Origin of the sequence: Empedobacter sp. UBA3239 (assembly GCF_002362875.1) — a bacterium.
In the GTDB taxonomy this organism is placed as follows: Bacteria; Bacteroidota; Bacteroidia; order Flavobacteriales; family Weeksellaceae; genus Empedobacter; species Empedobacter falsenii_B.
In genome coordinates, this window is sequence record NZ_DEVJ01000043.1 from 301 (window position 1) to 16,785 (window position 16,485).

The window sequence follows — 16,485 nt, forward strand, 5'->3', positions numbered from 1 at the left end:
TTTTTATTAAAAGCCTCAAGATTATTTCTTGAGGCTTTTTATCGAATGATTAGGATGTAAACCTGATTAAAAATACAAAAATATTAGGGTGATTATTACGAAAGGGCTCACCTCTTCCCATTCCGAACAGAGAAGTTAAGCCTTTCAGTGCCGATGGTACTGCTATTGCGGGAGAGTAGGTCATTGCCAGTTTTTATTTAAACCTCAAGATTTATTTCTTGAGGTTTTTTTATATTTTATACAGAAAGTATTATGATAATTTTTAATCATTCAACTAAATATTACGATTTAGTTTCATTCTTATTTTATGGATAATTAATTAAGAAGTTAAAACAAGTTTTTGAAAATTTTAAAAAAAATATAGTTCGGAATCTCACAAGATGTAACTATGTAAATCAATATTTTCTAATTTAACTTTATTTGCTTAGTAATAGTCTCAATTACTTTTGATAATTTCGATCAAAGTGATAATTACCATTCAAAGAAATATGTATTTATTGATCCAATAATTGGTGAATTTTTCCTTGAAATTACGCATTGTTTGATATTGATTAAACTTCCCAATTTGTTTTCAATGGGTATTGTTTTGTGCTTTAAATTAACAAAAAGATAGTCAAAAATGCGAATCCATCTTCTTCTACTCCAATGCTTTTAATATATTTCCAAAAATGATAGTATTGCAAATATTTAAGCAAAATTCCATGTAGATTTTAATCCTTTGTTGATATAACATAAGTAATCAATAAAGCAATTCCAACAAATAGCATCATCAATTTTGAAAGATGCATAAATTCGGTTGTTAAAAATAATTTTTGAAAATGTAAACCTTCTGCAAGAGGAGAAGTGATGACTGAAATTTATATTAATCATTCCTAATTTAAAAATCATAACAGCAGGAAAAAATTCGAGTAAATACTTTTCTTCCAACCCATATAAAACTCAAACATCCAAAACCTAAAGCCAGTCAAAATTCAAAACACGGTACAATAAATTTGTAACTAATCTTTGGTAATGATAATAACCAAATTGTGTTAAAATATACATCATAGTAAATTCTACAGCGGCCAAACCTCTCAAAAACTTCGGAATAATCATCAATAAAACAGAAATCGTATAAGCTAAAGCTAATGCATCAAAAATGGGTTGAATACCTAACGCTAACATTGTAAAATAAACATGTAATATCCCAGTAATTTCGATGATTGTTGAAATTAGAATCGTGAGATTTATATTTTTTTGTCCAAAGAAGCTTCAAAAATTGGATTGATTTCTTTACAATTTTTGGAAATTTATTCTCTATAATTTGATTGAATTTGTTTTTTGTTTTTAAATGAGCTGTAAAAGAAATAAACCAGAATTAAAATTATGCCCAAAATAACTAATGATATCTACAAATCATTAAAATATTTGTTGACGAAAATACTATAAATAATGATGGATATACCTATGTTGAAAACCGTTAATAATCAAATAAAACCATAAATAGAACTTGCCTAAATTTATTTGTTTCAAATTGTTGTTTTTTTATTTGTTTGGGTAGATAAGCTAAAAAACTAATTCCGCCCGCTAGTAAAAAAACAATGATAAAATTTCGTTTGAGTTATAGATTGAATGTGCGCTAAAGTTTAAAAGTTAAACCATCTGCTTTGAAACATGTGATATACATTACAATTTGTAATGAAATATAGAGAAGAGTAATCACGAAACCGATTAATAACAAAAAAGGCTGCACTCTGGTTACTTGGAATAATTTGCATCATTTCTTTTCATTTGCTTTTGAAATATACAAATGTTCAATATAATAAGTCTTGCTATAACTTGTTGCCAAGATTTTTTTACATATTTTATAGTTTGTGGAAATTTAATTTTGGTATGACATTGATAAGTTTTATCAATTTAGGGAAAAATTAAAAATAAAAATTTATGATTAACTTGAAAATCTCCTATATTGAAAATAAAAATAAGATATGGAGACTGGATTAAATATACGTCAAGCTATTTTGAATGATGCAGATAGAATTTGGGAAATTTTGCAACAAGCAGTTGAGAAAAGAAAAGAGGAGGGAAGTAATCAATGGCAAAATGGTTATCCAAATCTAGACGTTGTAAAAAATGATATCTCAAATGGTTTTGGTTATATAATTGAGAATGATAATAATCTAATCATTGGATATGTTGCAATTATTGATGAGATAGAACCTGCTTATACAGCAATTGAAGGAAAATGGCTGAATGATGATCTATATATTGTCATACATCGATTGGCTGTTGCACAAGATGTTAAGATGAAAGGTTTGGGAACTTGGGCAATGACCGAAATCGAGAAGGTTGCAATTTCAAAAAACATACATACTATAAAAGTTGATACCAACTTTGATAATATTGGAATGTTGCGTGTTTTTGAAAAGTTAGTTTATCATTATTGTGGAGAAGTTTATTATGATGGAAGTCCAAGAAAAGCTTTTCAAAAAATTATTCAGGATTTAACATAATTGAAGATTTCAGATAGAATTTAGAAAAACTAAATAATCAAATTGATAAAATGATAAAAAGATTCCAAAAAAGGAATCTTTTTTTATGAATTTACATAGGATAATTATGTTTAAAATGTAAAATTAATATTTTAACCCCTAATTTTTATAGGGTGTAATTGAAAATAAATGATTTTATTTAAAAATAATCTAATTTTGATAGGGTTAAAATTAAAAACTTATGAAAGTCGGATTAAAATGGAAAGTAGCTTTTGCAATTATAACGCTAGTTGCATTCGCTGGATTATTTTGGAAACCAGTTGTAGATATTCCAAATACAGGAGAATTCCTTAGCGAAGAAAATATTGTAAATTCAGATGTCGCCTGGATTTTAGCAGCTGCAGGATTGGTGTTATTGATGACGCCAGGTTTATCATTTTTTTATGGAGGAATGGTGGGTAAACGAAATGTTATTTCTACCATGTTGCAAAGTTTTATTGCCTTAGGTGTGATTTCGATTTTGTGGGTTGTAGTTGGGTTTTCACTGTCTTTTGGTGAATCAATTGGTTTTACAATAAATGGAGAACATTACGGAATTATTGGTAATCCTTTAAGTTACCCATTTTTTAGTCATGTTGGAGCATTTCCACATAAAGACATGGCATCTACAATTCCATTTGTCTTATTTGCATTGTTTCAAATGAAATTTGCAGTCATTACACCAGCGCTTGTAACTGGTTCTTTTGCTGAAAGAGTACGTTTCATTTCATATTTATTGTTTATGATTTTATTTAGCTTAATCATTTACACACCGCTTTGTCATATGGTTTGGCATCCAGAAGGTTTATTGAATAAATATTTTGGAGTAAAAGATTTCGCTGGAGGAACTGTTGTTCATATGAGTGCTGGATTTGCAGCATTGGCAGGTGCTTTGGTGATAGGTAAACGTAAAAACAGAGAACACAAACCTGCAAATATTCCATTTGTTATGCTTGGAACAGGAATGTTATGGTTCGGATGGTTTGGTTTCAATGCTGGTTCAGCTTTGGGAGCAAATGCCACAGCAACACTAGCTTTCGGAACAACAACAATTGCTTCTGCTTCTGGAATGATGACATGGATACTTTTTGATAGAATTAATGGTCGCAGCGTTTCTGCTATGGGAGCGTGTATAGGGGCTGTAGTTGGATTAGTAGCAATCACTCCAGCTTGTGGGTTTGTTACAATTCCTGAAAGTATATTTTTTGGCTTTATAACAGCTATTGTCTCAAATGTAATGGTTCATTGGAAAGTGTTAAAAAGAGTTGACGATACTCTAGATGTTTTTGCATGTCATGGAGTCGGAGGAATCATGGGAATGATTTTGACAGCTATTTTTGCACATGGAGAAAATGCAAGCTTATTACATGGCGGGGTATATGTGTTTGCACATCATATGATTGCTTTGTTGCTCGTTTCGTTATTTACTTTTTTAGGTGCGATTGCTTTATTTTATATTACGGATAAAATGATTCACTTACGCGTGAGTGATAGAGCGGAGTTCGAAGGCTTAGATTTGTCGCAACACGAAGAAAGTTTGCATTAAGTAAACAATAGTATTATAAAAAAATCCGACTACTTTTAAGTAGTCGGATTTTCAGTTTATATTAATCCAGCGCGCTTTAACAAAGCGTCTGCTGTTGGTTTATAACCTCTAAATTCTTCGTACAGTTTCATCGGTTCTACAGTTCCACCAGATGATAAAAGTTTATAGAATTTTTGAGCTGTTTCTGGATTGAAAATTCCAGTTTCTTGGAAAAATGCAAAGGCATCTGCATCCAAAACTTCGGCCCATTTATATGAATAATAACCAGATGAATATCCACCTTGAAAAATATGTGAGAAGGATGTACTCATCATATTTTTATCAATTTCTGGATACAACTCTGTTCGTTTAAAAGTTTCTTTTTCAAATTGTTGTAAATCATTAATTTCAGCCAAATCATTCGCATGATAAGCCATATCCAATAATCCAAAACTCAATTGACGAACAGTTTGATAACCTTCCATAAAACTTGAAGAAGCTTTTACTTTTTCAATTAATTCTTGCGGAATAATTTCTCCTGTTTGATAATGTTTTGCAAATAATTTTAAAGCTTCTGGTTCGTAACAAAAGTTTTCGTAAAATTGAGAGGGTAATTCAACAAAATCCCAATAAACATTTGTTCCAGAAAGACTTTCGTACGTTGTATTTGGTAACATTCCGTGTAGCGCATGACCAAATTCGTGGAACAATGTTGTCACTTCCTGAAATGTCAATAATGACGGCGTGTCTTTCGTTGGTTTTGTAAAATTACAAACAATCGAAATGTGCGGACGTTTGGTGTTTCCATTCACATTAGAAGCATCTCTATAACTTGTCATCCAAGCACCAGGGCGTTTTCCTGCGCGCGGGAAAAAGTCTGCATACAATAAACTTAAGAACGCACCATTTTTATCTAGAACTTCATAAGTTGTTACTTCATCGTTGTATTTATCAATTTTATGAATTTCTTTAAATGTAATTCCATACAATTTTGTTGCGACATCAAAAGCTCCTTGAATCACATTTTCTAACTGAAAATAAGGTTTCAATTCTTCGTCAGAAAGACTGAATTTTTTCTGTTTTAATTTTTCAGCATAATACGCATGATCCCAACGTTGCAATGTTTCAATCCCATCAGTTTCTTTTGCAAATGCAGTTAATTCCTCAATTTCTTTTTCTGCAAACGGTTTTGCTTTCGTTAATAAATCATTCAAGAAATCTAAAACAGTCGTTGGTGTTTTTGCCATACGTTCTTCCAAAACATAATCAGCATGCGTTTTATAACCTAATATTTTAGCACGTTCGTGACGAAGTTTTACGATATTTTTGACATTTTCTTCGTTGTTAAATTCATTATTTTGATAGGATTTTACTCCATTTGCTCTAAACAATTTTTCTCTTAATTCACGATTTTCTGCGTATTGCATAAACGGAATATAGCTTGGTGCTTGTAACGTAATCAACCAACCTTCGTGATTTTTTTGTTCAGCATCAGCTTTTGCTTGATCAATAGCATATTGAGGCAAACCTTTTAAATCATTTTCATCTGTGATAATCAATTCGAATGCATTAGTTTCTGCCAATACATTTTGACCAAATTGTAATGAAAGCATAGCCAATTGCTTGTCTATTTCACGTAATTTATTTTTGTCTTCTTCGTTCAAATTTGCCCCATTTCTTGAAAAACCTTTGTATTTTTTTTCTAATAAATAAGCTTGTTCATCTGTTAAATTCAACGAATCCTTTTGATTATAAACGACTTTAATTCGTTCAAATAAATCTTGATTTAAGCGAACATCATTTCCAAATTCAGATAATAAAGGGGAAACTTCTTGCGCAATTTCTTGAATTTCATCATTCGTTTCAGCAGAATTAAGGTTGAAGAAAATAGAAGAAATACGTCCTAATTTTTCACCAGAAAGTTCCATTGCTTCAATTGTATTTGCAAAAGTTGGCGCTTCAGGATTCGCGGTAATTGCATCTATTTCTGCTTTTGCTTCTTCAATTGCTTGGATAAAAGCAGGTTTGTAATCTTCATTTTTGATTTTAGAAAAAGGAGCACTTTCAAAAGGTGTTTCAAATTTTTCTAATAACGGATTTGCCATTTATGGTGTATTTTTTTAGTTAAAATATATTTGTTTAAACTCTTTCAAATTCTAATCCAAATGTAAGAAATCTGACAAATCGTCAAATTTAATGTGTGATTAATTTGGAGTTATTTACATTTGTTTTAAAAGTAATCAATTATGAGTTTAGCCTTAATATTCAATCAAAAACCAACAGAAGAATGGCAAAGAAATTTACAAGAATTATTGCCAGATACGAAAGTTGAAGTTTATCCAAATATCTCAAATCCAGAAGATGTAGAATTTATTGCAACTTGGAAACCACACAAAAATTATGTGGCTGAATTTCCAAATCTAAAAGTTGTGCAATCAGTTGGAGCTGGAATTGACCATTTGTTGCATACCAAAATTCCAGATTCAATAAAGGTAACACGTATTGTTGATCCTGCTTTGAAGCAAGAAATGTTTGAGCATGTTTTGGCTTGTGTTATGACTTCAATGAAAAATCTATTGACGTATTATAAAGATCAAGTTCGTAAAGAGTGGAAGCCTACTACTTATCAAAATATCAAGGAAACAACTATTACTATTTTAGGATTAGGTGAAATCGGAAAGTTAGTAGCAGAGCAATTTGTTGCGTTAGGTTTTCAAGTCAAAGGTTGGTCGAATTCGCCAAAAAATATAAATGGAGTAGAATCTTTTTCTGGAAAAGAAGGCTTGAATGCTGCGATTTCTAAAACTAATTTTATTGTCAATATTTTGCCTTTGACAGATGATACAGAAGGTATTTTGAATAAAGACTTTTTTAAAGAATGTTCAGATCATACAGTTTTGGTGAATGTTGGTCGTGGAGCACATTTGGTCGAAAAGGATTTATTAATTGCAATCGAAGAAAAACAAATAAAAGAGGCTTATTTAGATGTTTTTGTAGAAGAACCTTTACCTGAAAATCACCCTTTTTGGACGAATGAAAATATTTATGTAACACCTCATATTGCGAGTGTTACAAATGCAACAACTGCTCTAAAACAAGTTGCAGATAACTATAACAGAATGAAAAATAACGAAGCTTTATTGAATGAAGTTTCATTAGAAAGAGGTTATTAGATATACCAAAATGACGTAAGATTTTGTTAAAAAGACGCATTTATGTTTTTACTTGTCAAAAAAATCTTTTAACATTGTATTTGAAAAAATAAAAGCTAAAAATGAGTGATTATATTCAACTTTATTCAATTGATAATATTTTAAGAACTTACAAAGAAGAAGCAACTGATCGTCGGTTAGCAATCTTTGACGTAGGTCCTGAAAACAATTATTATTTTGTAAAACGAAAACCTTATAAGTTTACGTCGCTTGGGTTGATTTTAATCACAGCAGGAACATGTGAAATCACGGTGAATTTAGAACCAACATTAATCAAACGTGACGATATTATTGTGGTTCTTCCAGGTCAGTTGTTCGAGATTATAGAGCATTCGGCTGATTTTGCTGTTCAAGCAATCTTCATTGATTCAGATCTGATTATTGAAGCTGGTTTTCACGTGAAATCCAATAATTTAGTAGAATTTTTATCGTCCAAATATCCTAAAATCATTTCTTTAGATAAAAAGATTGTACGTGATATGCGCTACAATCTGAATAAGATTAGTAAATATACCATCAAGAATGAAAATATCTTTGCAAAAGATTTGGTTTTACATCACTTTTCAGTGTTGATGTATGAGATGGGAAATTACTACAACCAAGCTGTAACGGCAAAAAGTACAACGAAAGAAGTCAGAAAGGAGGAATTGGCTAAGCAGTTTTTGTATTTAGTTTCAACTCATTTTCGTCGTCAGCGTAATGTACAATTTTATGCAGATGAAATGTTTATTAGTCGTAAACATTTGACTAAAATTATTGTCGAAGTCTTTAATAAATCACCCAAACAAATCATTGCTGAAGCCATTGTATTAGAGGCAAAAGTCTTGCTAAAGAACCCAAAAAATAGTGTTTCTGATGTTGTGACAGAATTAAATTTTATAGATACCTCAGTTTTTAGTAAATTTTTCAAAAATTATGCCGGTGTTTCTCCAAGAACTTTCATAGCTTCTAATTAATAATTGATGTAAATCAATGTAAATGTGAAAACTTTCTAAAAACGTCTTTCTGACATATTATTACGTTTATTTTGCTAACTAATTTGTTAAAATGGATAGATCTTTGTTGCTCAAATTTTAATTGATGCGTCTTTTAGTAGATAATCGATACATGAAATTTGAATGAAAAGAATTTTATGGTGGTAGATTTTACAAAAAAAATATTTGCACATATTTCAGCAATCGGTGGTTATGTGCCAGAGAATAAACGAACTAATTTCGATTTAGAAAAGATTACAGACACTTCTGATGAATGGATTGTAAAAAGAACGGGAATTAAAGAACGTCGTATTTTAGAGGAAGGTTTAGCGACTTCTGATATGGCGGTTAGTGCAATTCAGAATTTAATTGATACATACAAAAAAGACATCAAAGATGTTGATGCGTTGATTGTTGCGACTTCTACACCAGATATGTTGATGCCTGCTACTGCGAATATTGTGTGCGAAAAGTTAGGAATAGAGAATGTTTGGGCATTTGATATGAATGCAGCTTGTTCTGGATTTTTATACGCGTTGGACATGGGTGCTTCATTGGTTGAAAGCAAACGTTACAAAAATGTTTTGGTCATTGGTGCTGATAAAATTAGTGCGTATGTAGACATCAAAGATCGTTCGACAAATATTTTGTTTGGAGATGGAGCTGGAGTAGTTTGGTTAGAGCCTACAAATGAAGAAGGAATTTTGGATGCTTTGTTACAGAGTAATGGAACTGGAAAAGAATTCTTGAATATAGAAGGAGGTGGTTCTTTGTATCCAGCGAGTTCACAGTTGTTGGTTGATGAGAAGCGTTACATTAGACAAGATGGAAAAATTGTATTCAAAAATGCAATTCAATCAATGAGTGATACGTGTGTCAATGTTTTGAAACGCAACGATTTTTCTGTAGAAGATGTAAATTGGTTGGTTCCGCATCAAGCGAATAAACGAATTATTGACGCTGTTGGTAATGAAATTAATATTGAAGATGGTAAAACTTTAATCAATATTGAGAATTACGGAAACACAATTGCAGCGACAATTCCGTTATGTATTTGGGAAAATACAGCAAAATTAAAGAAAGGAGATTTATTGATGTTGACAGCCTTTGGAGCAGGTTTCTCTTGGGGAGCAAGCTTATTGCGTTGGACAATTTAATCAATAAAAATCATATATTTTTGTTCATAAAGAACGGCAAGAAATTGTCGTTCTTTTTTATTGTAAACTATTAAATTCTTCACCACACTTCTTGCATTTGAACACGTTTTTGTAGTAAATTGGGTAAACCCAAAATATGATAGAAGATAATAAAGAAAGTAAACCTTTTCCACCTTTCATTGACTTGTAATTGCTGTAATACTCATTACTTCCACACTTAGGGCAAACAAGAATTTCATCCAAATCATTGGTATAATTTGAAGTATCAATTTCTTCTAAAACTTTCATAGCACAATCAGTATCTTCTTTCTTAATTTTTACTTTCACGCCACCAATGGCATTCGACAAAAACTGATTCATCCCAACCGAATGTTCATCAATAACAAAAGCATCAATTTGTTCACTCTCTAATTTTGAACGTAAAATATGTGCTTCAATAGGGCTTTCAAATGTTTTTAATGTAATAACTTCCATACTAATTGTGTTAAAAATTCAATTCAATATCCGATATAAAATTAGTTCTTTTTATCTTAATGTCTTAAATTTTTTAGTAGATGAAAAATGTAATTCAATGTTTATTTTTAATTGTATTAATGATGAATACGACACATGCGCAAAACCTAAAACAAGTTGCTTACAAAGATGGCTTACAAAAATTGAATGGTTTAGTAACCGATAATACAACAAAGAAAAGTCCAGGAGTTTTGATTTTACCTGCTTGGAAAGGAGCTGATAACGAAGCAAAACAAGCTGCAATAGATTTAGCAAAAGAAGGTTATATTGCGTTTGTTGCAGATATTTATGGAGAAGGAAGCAATCCGAAAGATAATGCGGAAGCGGCTAAAATAGCAGGAAAATACAAGTCTGATTTTGCAGCTTATCAAAAACGAATTGATTTGGCGTTGAAAGAGTTAATCAAAGCTGGTGCAGATCCAAGTAAAATTGCTGTAATTGGTTATTGTTTTGGAGGAACAGGCGCATTAGAAGCTGCTCGTGCGCAATTAGCTGTTGTGGGCGTTGTTTCTATTCATGGTGGATTAGCAAAAGATGCTGTTCGAAAAAATATTCCTCTTAAAACAAAAGTTTTGATTGAACATCCTGCTGAAGATGAATCTGTAAAACCCGAAGATATTTCGAATTTAGTAATTGAAATGAACGAAGGAAAAACAGATTGGCAAATGATTACTTACGCAAATTCAAAACACACGTTTACCAATCCAGAATCACCTGATTACAATAAAGTAATGGCAGATAGAGCTTGGCAACATACATTATTGTTTTTAAAAGAAGTATTGAAATAAAACCGTCAATTCTAGTGAAATTCTTTTTAGAATTTTGTATCGAGAATAAGGTTTTAGAAGATAAAATTTATCTTAATTCTCGATACAATTTTAATAAAAACCGTAATATGTAAATCTACTGAATAAACAATTGTATCATCTCATACCAAAAAGCAGCTGTAAAAAAGCCTACAATAATACTGATTCCAATAATCAAATTGGTTAGTTTGGTGTTGAGTTTAAATTGTTCCGCAATAATACTCGATGTTACTAATGTAGGCATTGCAGCTTCAAAAATAGAGATTTTAGCCACATCACCTTTTATCCCAATTACGATGGCTAAAAGCATTACAACTGCAGGCGCTATCATTAATTTGTAAACCATAGACATCGAAATTTGTGACCATAATTTTCTCCAACCATTAAACTTTAATTGCAGTCCAACTGAAAATAAAGCCAACGGACCTACAGTTGCAGCTAATTTATCGAAGAATGGTTCGGCAGGAGATAAGTCGATAAATTGAGATAAAATCAATGCACTGATACAACCCAAAAATGGGGGGAAAGTAAATAATCTTTTCAAGATAAATTTAGAATCTATTGCTCCAGATCCATTACTTCCTCCTTTTAATGCAGAAACTATTCCGATGGTTGATAAGCACAAAAACATGGTTTGATCACAAATAATCGCAATACTTAAATATTTTTCTCCATAAAATGCTGAGATCAAAGGGAAACCAATAAAAGAGGTATTGCTATAGCCGCTTGCCAATTCCAATGTTCTTCTCGAACGCTCCGAATAGCCTTTTGCTTTGCTGTAGAATTTCATGTAAAACAAACTTCCAACGGCTATAATGACAGTCGAAAAGATAGGGAATAGCATTTCTTGCGACCATTCTACTTTTGGTAAATACTTAAACGAGACTGCTGGTAAAGCTAAATATAAAATCCATGTATTGATCCCTTTATGTGCATCAGGATGTATAGATTTTGTTGCTTTAAACACCATTCCGGCGATTATGCAGACTGCGATTAATATAAAATTTACCATTTTTTAGATATTTAGAATGCAAAGTTACAATCCCATTTTTTTTTACCCTAAAGATATCACTTTTTATTCAATGCTTATTTTTTATAAAATGGCAAGAATAGATATATTTAATTTATTATTATCGAAAATTACTTTTGAATAATGATTTTCATTTTCCAAAATAGCTGTAAATGGAGCAGGAATTATTGTATCAGTTGTAGGAAACTAAGTTGTTTTAATAAAATAATTTAGTAATAATATTTTCCCTTCATCTGAGCCATTAGTACCAAAAGTATCAAAATCTCCTTTTCAGAATTTAGATGTTGTTTTCTATTATAATATATGATTAGTTGCTTCAATATAAGTTGTAGGTAAACCAATTTCAGAAATTCCAAAAATAGAATGTTGATCAAATTCTGCTTAGTTCTCATAAGCTAAATATATTCTTCATTCGATTTTACAAAAGTTAATCTTGTCCAACCAACTTGTAAACTAAACTGATTATCGGTTTCTTCAATTAACTCAAAAGCTAGAATAGTTGTATAAAATGATTTCGTTTTTTCTAAATCATTTGTAAACAATTGTAATTCTTATATTTTCATTCTGCGATTTTTTATAAAAGTAAACCAACTAAACAGAAGAAAACATCAAGACGAATTGATTTAATTAATTGCGCTATAAGTAAATTATTTCCTTCAATTAGTTATTATTCTTTTCTTTCAAAAAACCTTTTTCTTGACACAAAATTCTTACAGAATTTCACTCGAAATGACGGTTTTTTCATATAAAAAAGGTAGAATTATACTACTGATTTCTATATCAAAATAAACATCTATTTCTATGTCTCTATGTGGTCATTTATTCAAAAGTTGAGACAAATTATATCTTTATTTTATTCTCATCATAGTCACCAAAGAAGTAGCCACATGCGTTTCTTTGTTCGTCGTTTCGTCAACCACAAAAATCTCTGTGCGTATGGTGCTTATCTTTTTTCCGCCTTTTATCACATAGGCTTTTGATAGTAAATAATCACCCAAAGCAGGTCGTAAATAATTCACCTTTAACTCAACTGTTACCACATAACAATCGTCGTCATAGTGAGAAACAGCAGCATAACCAGATGAAACATCAACCAAAGAAGCAATCATAGCACCATTAAACATTCCGTGCTTACGTGTCATCATTTCTTGTTTCGGAATCTTAATCGAAACATAGTCCGTTTCGCATTCAATAAGTGATGCGTTATAAAATTTTAAGGTTTCCGAACGATTAAAACTTGCTTCTACTAATTCTCTTTTTTCTGGCGTCATATAAAATTGCTTTCAACAAATATAGAGATTTGTCGAAAGCAATTTCAGTTATGCAGTTACGTTATTCAAGTTTTCTTCTCTGATAATCGTATTTTGATGCGACAAAATTACTTTATCCAAACCGCGGTAATAATTCCCTTTGTCGACGGTAATCAATAAATTATTTTTCGGAATTTTATTGATAATCTTATCGTTCGGGAAATGTTGTTTCGAGTTTTTGAAGGTAATAAATACATCTTCTTCAGTTAGATTTTTGACATCATCTTCCGAAATAATATCAATCAATTCATAAGGTAAATAAAGTTGATCGAAGATATAATGAAACGTTTTAAGGCGTTTTCCGTTCAATTCTTTGCTATGTTGCAAAAAGTTTCTCAATCTATGTACAACAGCGTAGAAATTACCTACCAAAGGCGGTTTGGGAATATTACGCTCGAACAAGCAACCATCAATCAAACTAAGCGGAAGTTTGATATTCAATTCATCTGTTTTTACATTGTATAGATGGCGATAATCCAAACCTCTTTTCTTGAATTCTTCAATAATATGATCTTTTAGCGCAGGAACTTTAATAGGCAATTGTTGATTGATAAAATCGACCAATTTTTCATCTGATATAGGAGCTAAATTAAGCTCAGAAATGTTTTGTGACATACAATAAATAGTTAAAATAAAACAATTATTGTATTTCGATAATAGGGGATTTTTCGTTGTTTTTGGATGAACTCCCGTATTGTTTTACCACCGTGGAGACTCCTCTCGGTTGGTATCGTTTTCTACGATTCGAAATACGGTGTAAAACTACATAAAAAATTGAATATGTAGTAATCTTTTCTAATAATTTTATTTTAAAATGATCACTTAGAATTTTATTCTAAATTGGATATTGTTTCGATAATAAAGTTTTGAATAATTGCTTGATTTGTTTTTTTATATTCTACCATATAGATACATCGTAATACTAGTTCATTTATTCATTTTCCAATTTATCTCTATTCATCAACATTGTTAAACCTATGTCTCTATGTGGTTATAAATTTTATGTTCTGAATTAGATGCGACCATGAAACGAGTTTAGGGTGACGACTTCGCTATTAAAAATCAAGATTTTGAAAATTTTACAAATAATTAAGATAAATTTAATTGTTTGCCGAAAATTATTTTATACATTTGAGTAACAAAGTAATTAAAAAATGAAGTTTACGTGCTTATATATGTCGATTCGCAAACAGGTTTGGAATATCCAGACGTGGGAAAGTCATGTATACTAAAAAGAGATTTTATTTTTTAATATATTTTAGGTTTCCCCGTCGAGTTTCGATGGGGATTTTTTTTGAACAAAAACAACAATTACCCATATAAAATTAAAAACAATGCAAAGTTTACAACAATTAACGATCCCAGTTTGGCCCTTAGAGGACAACACAATCTTAAACAATGTTTCGGTAACATTTCAACTTTTTGGACTTCCATTAGGAACAGCTCCAGTTATTTTGATTAACCATTCCTTACACGGAGATTCAGATTGTACCTATCATTGGGATGGGGTCATGGGAAAAAACAAAGCAATTGATCTTAATGAGTATACGGTAATCTGTATAGATATTCCTGGAAATGGCGTTTCCCAAACCATAAAGTACGACTATATACCACGCGATCACATTACAGCACGCGATGTAGCGGTGTTGTTTTGGTTGACGTTATTTGAATTGGAAGTAGACGAGATTTTTGCCATTATTGGTGCAGACTTAGGCGGAGGATTAGCGTGGGAAATGGCATGTTTGTTCCCGAATAAGGTGCTGAATATTATTCCGATAGCAGCAAGTCTTAAAACAACAGATTGGTTGGTAAAAGAGCCAACAGCTAAAAGCGAATACCTGAAATCTATTTTCTATTCGATAGATATATCACGCAATAGAGGCGATATATTGCAAGTTTCGCAATACATCAAATCAAAAATACATGTGATTTATGTAAAGAATGGAAACTTGTTCAACAAAGCAGAATTGAAACGTTATTACGCCAAACTGCAAGAGTTCAACAAACATGTGCAGTTTCATGAAATAGAACAGATAGAAAACAACGAATTATTGAAAGCCAATATTGATGAGGTTGAAAAAATAGTAGACGGCATCCTCGAAAAAGAATATATCAATAACGTTGCATAAAAACTAAAGCTCCTGCAAGGGAGCTTTTTGTATTTGTGGTATAGGTGTATTTTGTCTGAAATATTGAGTTGTGCAACAGTTACCGATGTTGTGTGCAGTGTTATTTAACCGCTTTTTTATTTAGTTCTTCAATTTTATTCAAAATATCGACTTCTATTGCTCGTAATTTTGATGATTCTTCATATTTCTGAAGTTTAATATTGCTAATTTTATCTTCAGTAATATTTACTAACTTTTCATTCAGTTCTTTAATTGTTAAATCTTTTGTTGTCAATTGGATTTGTTTTTTTGATTAAATATTCTTCTAAACCTAATCGTTCAAAACTGCTTTCAGTTGGAACTTTTATTGGGATTACAAAATGTGGATTTGAATTCCAATTGTGTTTTAAAAGGTTTTCTATTTTAGAAGAAAAATAACTGCCAAATCGATTACCAAAATGAGTAGTTTCACCAATGTAAATTACTTCGTCATTTTCGTCAATAAAAAGATAAATTCCTGAATCTCCACAAAATTGCCATTGATTTGGCCAAGAAAATTCTGTTTCTTCTCCTTCTTTGGGATATAAAACATATTTTTCTCCTATTTCAAATTTTTCCAAATCAGAGTTGCGATAAGTTTGTGAAAATTGCTCTATTAATTTTAACACCTCTGCTGTTCTCATTTTATTTTCTATTCCAATTAGCTCCGTTATCTCTTGAATAATATAAACCTTTATCTGTTGTTGCTAACAATTCTGAACCATTTAAGGCTAATGATTGAAAAGAACCTACTACAGAATTAGATAAAAATCTTCGATTCCAATTACTTCCATTGTCTTTAGAATAATATATTTCTTGTCCGTTTTTAGTAATGGCTAAAATTTCATGTCCAAAATCTAATAAATCTATAAAATCTCCTATTCCGGAATGAGATAAAAATTTTCGATTCCAATTAGTTCCATTATCTCTAGAGTAATCTAGTTCATTTTTTTTAGATGGATTAATTCTAATTAATTCATTTCCTCTTTGAATCATTTGGGGCATAATTTATAGTTTTTAATTTTTTATGTAAACTTAAAATGTTGTTATGTCAAAATATGTCGTTTTGAAATTATATTTATTAAATGTAGTTCTAACATTGCACACAACGAAAAAGTATTGGCGAAGTGCGGAAAATCGAAGACGAAAGTTTCGATTTAGACGGAACGTAGCAAAAGCCAATTAATTGAATAAATTTAAGAAAAAAGTCAATATAATTGGCTTTTTGCGAAATAGAAAGCCGATACTTCAATTTTAGTCTTAACCCGCCATTGCGCCAAACCCTTGTGCTTGTTGCACAA

The 16,485-nt window shown here is 30.9% G+C and carries 17 protein-coding genes, 1 rRNA gene and 1 riboswitch; of the genes, 8 read left to right on the forward strand and 10 right to left on the reverse strand.

The features are described 5' to 3' along the window. Positions 1 to 84 precede the first annotated feature (84 nt). Positions 85 to 192, forward strand: a 5S ribosomal RNA gene (gene rrf / locus B4G36_RS05955). Between the two features lie 762 nt (positions 193 to 954). On the opposite strand, the gene B4G36_RS05960 is transcribed toward rrf, so the two are convergent. After that, the gene (locus B4G36_RS05960; protein WP_409410944.1) at positions 955 to 1,164 is read right to left on the reverse strand and encodes a hypothetical protein; all 210 of its coding nucleotides are present in this window, start codon (positions 1,162 to 1,164) and stop codon (positions 955 to 957) included. Between the two features lie 803 nt (positions 1,165 to 1,967). Between B4G36_RS05960 and B4G36_RS05965 the strand changes: the two genes are divergently transcribed. Both B4G36_RS05965 and B4G36_RS05970 read left to right on the forward strand, forming a co-directional pair. Continuing rightward, entirely contained in the window at positions 1,968 to 2,492 is a 525-nt protein-coding gene (locus B4G36_RS05965; protein WP_291062719.1) for a GNAT family N-acetyltransferase, read from the forward strand. Positions 2,493 to 2,712: 220 nt separating this feature from the next. Continuing rightward, entirely contained in the window at positions 2,713 to 4,056 is a 1,344-nt protein-coding gene (locus B4G36_RS05970) for an ammonium transporter (RefSeq protein ID WP_291062721.1), read from the forward strand. Between the two features lie 56 nt (positions 4,057 to 4,112). On the opposite strand, the gene B4G36_RS05975 is transcribed toward B4G36_RS05970, so the two are convergent. Further along, complete coding sequence (locus B4G36_RS05975) at positions 4,113 to 6,140, reverse strand: M3 family metallopeptidase (RefSeq protein ID WP_291062723.1); 2,028 nt, start codon at positions 6,138 to 6,140, stop codon at positions 4,113 to 4,115. Between the two features lie 141 nt (positions 6,141 to 6,281). Here B4G36_RS05975 and B4G36_RS05980 point away from each other — a divergent pair, with 141 nt between their 5' ends. The 3 genes from B4G36_RS05980 (at position 6,282) to B4G36_RS05990 (ending at position 9,378) form a co-directional block, all read left to right on the forward strand. Further along, entirely contained in the window at positions 6,282 to 7,208 is a 927-nt protein-coding gene (locus B4G36_RS05980; RefSeq protein WP_291062725.1) for a 2-hydroxyacid dehydrogenase, read from the forward strand. A gap of 101 nt (positions 7,209 to 7,309) precedes the next feature. Further along, a complete protein-coding gene (locus B4G36_RS05985; protein ID WP_221856399.1) occupies positions 7,310 to 8,203 on the forward strand; it encodes a helix-turn-helix domain-containing protein in 894 nt (297 codons plus the stop codon). Between the two features lie 176 nt (positions 8,204 to 8,379). Then, complete coding sequence (locus B4G36_RS05990; RefSeq protein ID WP_291062728.1) at positions 8,380 to 9,378, forward strand: beta-ketoacyl-ACP synthase III; 999 nt, start codon at positions 8,380 to 8,382, stop codon at positions 9,376 to 9,378. 57 nt (positions 9,379 to 9,435) lie between these two features. Here B4G36_RS05990 and B4G36_RS05995 read toward each other — a convergent pair whose 3' ends face one another. Then, positions 9,436 to 9,852: a DUF2007 domain-containing protein gene (locus tag B4G36_RS05995; protein WP_291062730.1), complete on the reverse strand. Its 417-nt coding sequence runs from the start codon at positions 9,850 to 9,852 to the stop codon at positions 9,436 to 9,438. A gap of 80 nt (positions 9,853 to 9,932) precedes the next feature. Here B4G36_RS05995 and B4G36_RS06000 point away from each other — a divergent pair, with 80 nt between their 5' ends. After that, positions 9,933 to 10,679: a dienelactone hydrolase family protein gene (locus tag B4G36_RS06000; protein WP_291062732.1), complete on the forward strand. Its 747-nt coding sequence runs from the start codon at positions 9,933 to 9,935 to the stop codon at positions 10,677 to 10,679. A gap of 115 nt (positions 10,680 to 10,794) precedes the next feature. On the opposite strand, the gene B4G36_RS06005 is transcribed toward B4G36_RS06000, so the two are convergent. The 4 genes from B4G36_RS06005 to B4G36_RS06020 all read right to left on the reverse strand — a co-directional run bounded on the left by B4G36_RS06005 (position 10,795) and on the right by B4G36_RS06020 (position 13,652). Next, on the reverse strand, positions 10,795 to 11,709 hold the full coding sequence (locus B4G36_RS06005) for an AEC family transporter (RefSeq protein ID WP_038337191.1): 915 nt from the start codon (positions 11,707 to 11,709) through the stop codon (positions 10,795 to 10,797). Positions 11,710 to 12,122: 413 nt separating this feature from the next. Next, positions 12,123 to 12,269: a VOC family protein gene (locus tag B4G36_RS06010; protein WP_286484377.1), complete on the reverse strand. Its 147-nt coding sequence runs from the start codon at positions 12,267 to 12,269 to the stop codon at positions 12,123 to 12,125. A gap of 306 nt (positions 12,270 to 12,575) precedes the next feature. Next, the gene (locus B4G36_RS06015; RefSeq protein ID WP_291052446.1) at positions 12,576 to 12,998 is read right to left on the reverse strand and encodes a PaaI family thioesterase; all 423 of its coding nucleotides are present in this window, start codon (positions 12,996 to 12,998) and stop codon (positions 12,576 to 12,578) included. Positions 12,999 to 13,046: 48 nt separating this feature from the next. Next, positions 13,047 to 13,652 (reverse strand): hypothetical protein, encoded by a 606-nt coding sequence (locus B4G36_RS06020; RefSeq protein ID WP_291062734.1) that lies wholly within the window; start codon positions 13,650 to 13,652, stop codon positions 13,047 to 13,049. Positions 13,653 to 13,700: 48 nt separating this feature from the next. Further along, positions 13,701 to 13,795, reverse strand: a riboswitch (SAM-I-IV-variant riboswitch). 576 nt (positions 13,796 to 14,371) lie between these two features. Here B4G36_RS06020 and B4G36_RS06025 point away from each other — a divergent pair. After that, positions 14,372 to 15,166: an alpha/beta fold hydrolase gene (locus B4G36_RS06025; RefSeq protein ID WP_286476398.1), complete on the forward strand. Its 795-nt coding sequence runs from the start codon at positions 14,372 to 14,374 to the stop codon at positions 15,164 to 15,166. A 100-nt stretch (positions 15,167 to 15,266) separates the two neighbouring features. Here B4G36_RS06025 and B4G36_RS06030 read toward each other — a convergent pair whose 3' ends face one another. Genes B4G36_RS06030 through B4G36_RS06040 form a run of 3 tightly spaced genes read right to left on the reverse strand, consistent with a single transcriptional unit; the run spans position 15,267 to position 16,189 of the window. Continuing rightward, complete coding sequence (locus B4G36_RS06030; RefSeq protein ID WP_291062737.1) at positions 15,267 to 15,440, reverse strand: hypothetical protein; 174 nt, start codon at positions 15,438 to 15,440, stop codon at positions 15,267 to 15,269. Beyond that, complete coding sequence (locus B4G36_RS06035; protein ID WP_291060184.1) at positions 15,415 to 15,828, reverse strand: GIY-YIG nuclease family protein; 414 nt, start codon at positions 15,826 to 15,828, stop codon at positions 15,415 to 15,417. Before B4G36_RS06035 ends, B4G36_RS06030 begins: the two co-directional genes overlap by 26 nt. 1 nt (position 15,829) lies before the next feature. Next, a complete protein-coding gene (locus B4G36_RS06040; protein WP_291060186.1) occupies positions 15,830 to 16,189 on the reverse strand; it encodes a WD40/YVTN/BNR-like repeat-containing protein in 360 nt (119 codons plus the stop codon). Between the last annotated feature and the right edge of the window lie 296 nt (positions 16,190 to 16,485).

What these genes read in the sequence shown, in the direction of transcription:
- B4G36_RS05985 (WP_221856399.1), top strand. Translation starts at nt 7,310, where the DNA reads ATGAGTGATTATATTCAACTTTATTCAATTGATAATATTTTAAGAACT.
- B4G36_RS06025 (WP_286476398.1), top strand. Translation starts at nt 14,372, where the DNA reads ATGCAAAGTTTACAACAATTAACGATCCCAGTTTGGCCCTTAGAGGAC.
- B4G36_RS06015 (WP_291052446.1), bottom strand. Translation starts at nt 12,998, where the DNA reads ATGACGCCAGAAAAAAGAGAATTAGTAGAAGCAAGTTTTAATCGTTCG.
- B4G36_RS06000 (WP_291062732.1), top strand. Translation starts at nt 9,933, where the DNA reads ATGAAAAATGTAATTCAATGTTTATTTTTAATTGTATTAATGATGAAT.
- B4G36_RS05980 (WP_291062725.1), top strand. Translation starts at nt 6,282, where the DNA reads ATGAGTTTAGCCTTAATATTCAATCAAAAACCAACAGAAGAATGGCAA.
- B4G36_RS06005 (WP_038337191.1), bottom strand. Translation starts at nt 11,709, where the DNA reads ATGGTAAATTTTATATTAATCGCAGTCTGCATAATCGCCGGAATGGTG.
- B4G36_RS06035 (WP_291060184.1), bottom strand. Translation starts at nt 15,828, where the DNA reads ATGAGAACAGCAGAGGTGTTAAAATTAATAGAGCAATTTTCACAAACT.
- B4G36_RS05965 (WP_291062719.1), top strand. Translation starts at nt 1,968, where the DNA reads ATGGAGACTGGATTAAATATACGTCAAGCTATTTTGAATGATGCAGAT.
- B4G36_RS05975 (WP_291062723.1), bottom strand. Translation starts at nt 6,140, where the DNA reads ATGGCAAATCCGTTATTAGAAAAATTTGAAACACCTTTTGAAAGTGCT.
- B4G36_RS05960 (WP_409410944.1), bottom strand. Translation starts at nt 1,164, where the DNA reads ATGTTAGCGTTAGGTATTCAACCCATTTTTGATGCATTAGCTTTAGCT.
- B4G36_RS06020 (WP_291062734.1), bottom strand. Translation starts at nt 13,652, where the DNA reads ATGTCACAAAACATTTCTGAGCTTAATTTAGCTCCTATATCAGATGAA.
- B4G36_RS05970 (WP_291062721.1), top strand. Translation starts at nt 2,713, where the DNA reads ATGAAAGTCGGATTAAAATGGAAAGTAGCTTTTGCAATTATAACGCTA.
- B4G36_RS06040 (WP_291060186.1), bottom strand. Translation starts at nt 16,189, where the DNA reads ATGCCCCAAATGATTCAAAGAGGAAATGAATTAATTAGAATTAATCCA.
- B4G36_RS05995 (WP_291062730.1), bottom strand. Translation starts at nt 9,852, where the DNA reads ATGGAAGTTATTACATTAAAAACATTTGAAAGCCCTATTGAAGCACAT.
- B4G36_RS05990 (WP_291062728.1), top strand. Translation starts at nt 8,380, where the DNA reads ATGGTGGTAGATTTTACAAAAAAAATATTTGCACATATTTCAGCAATC.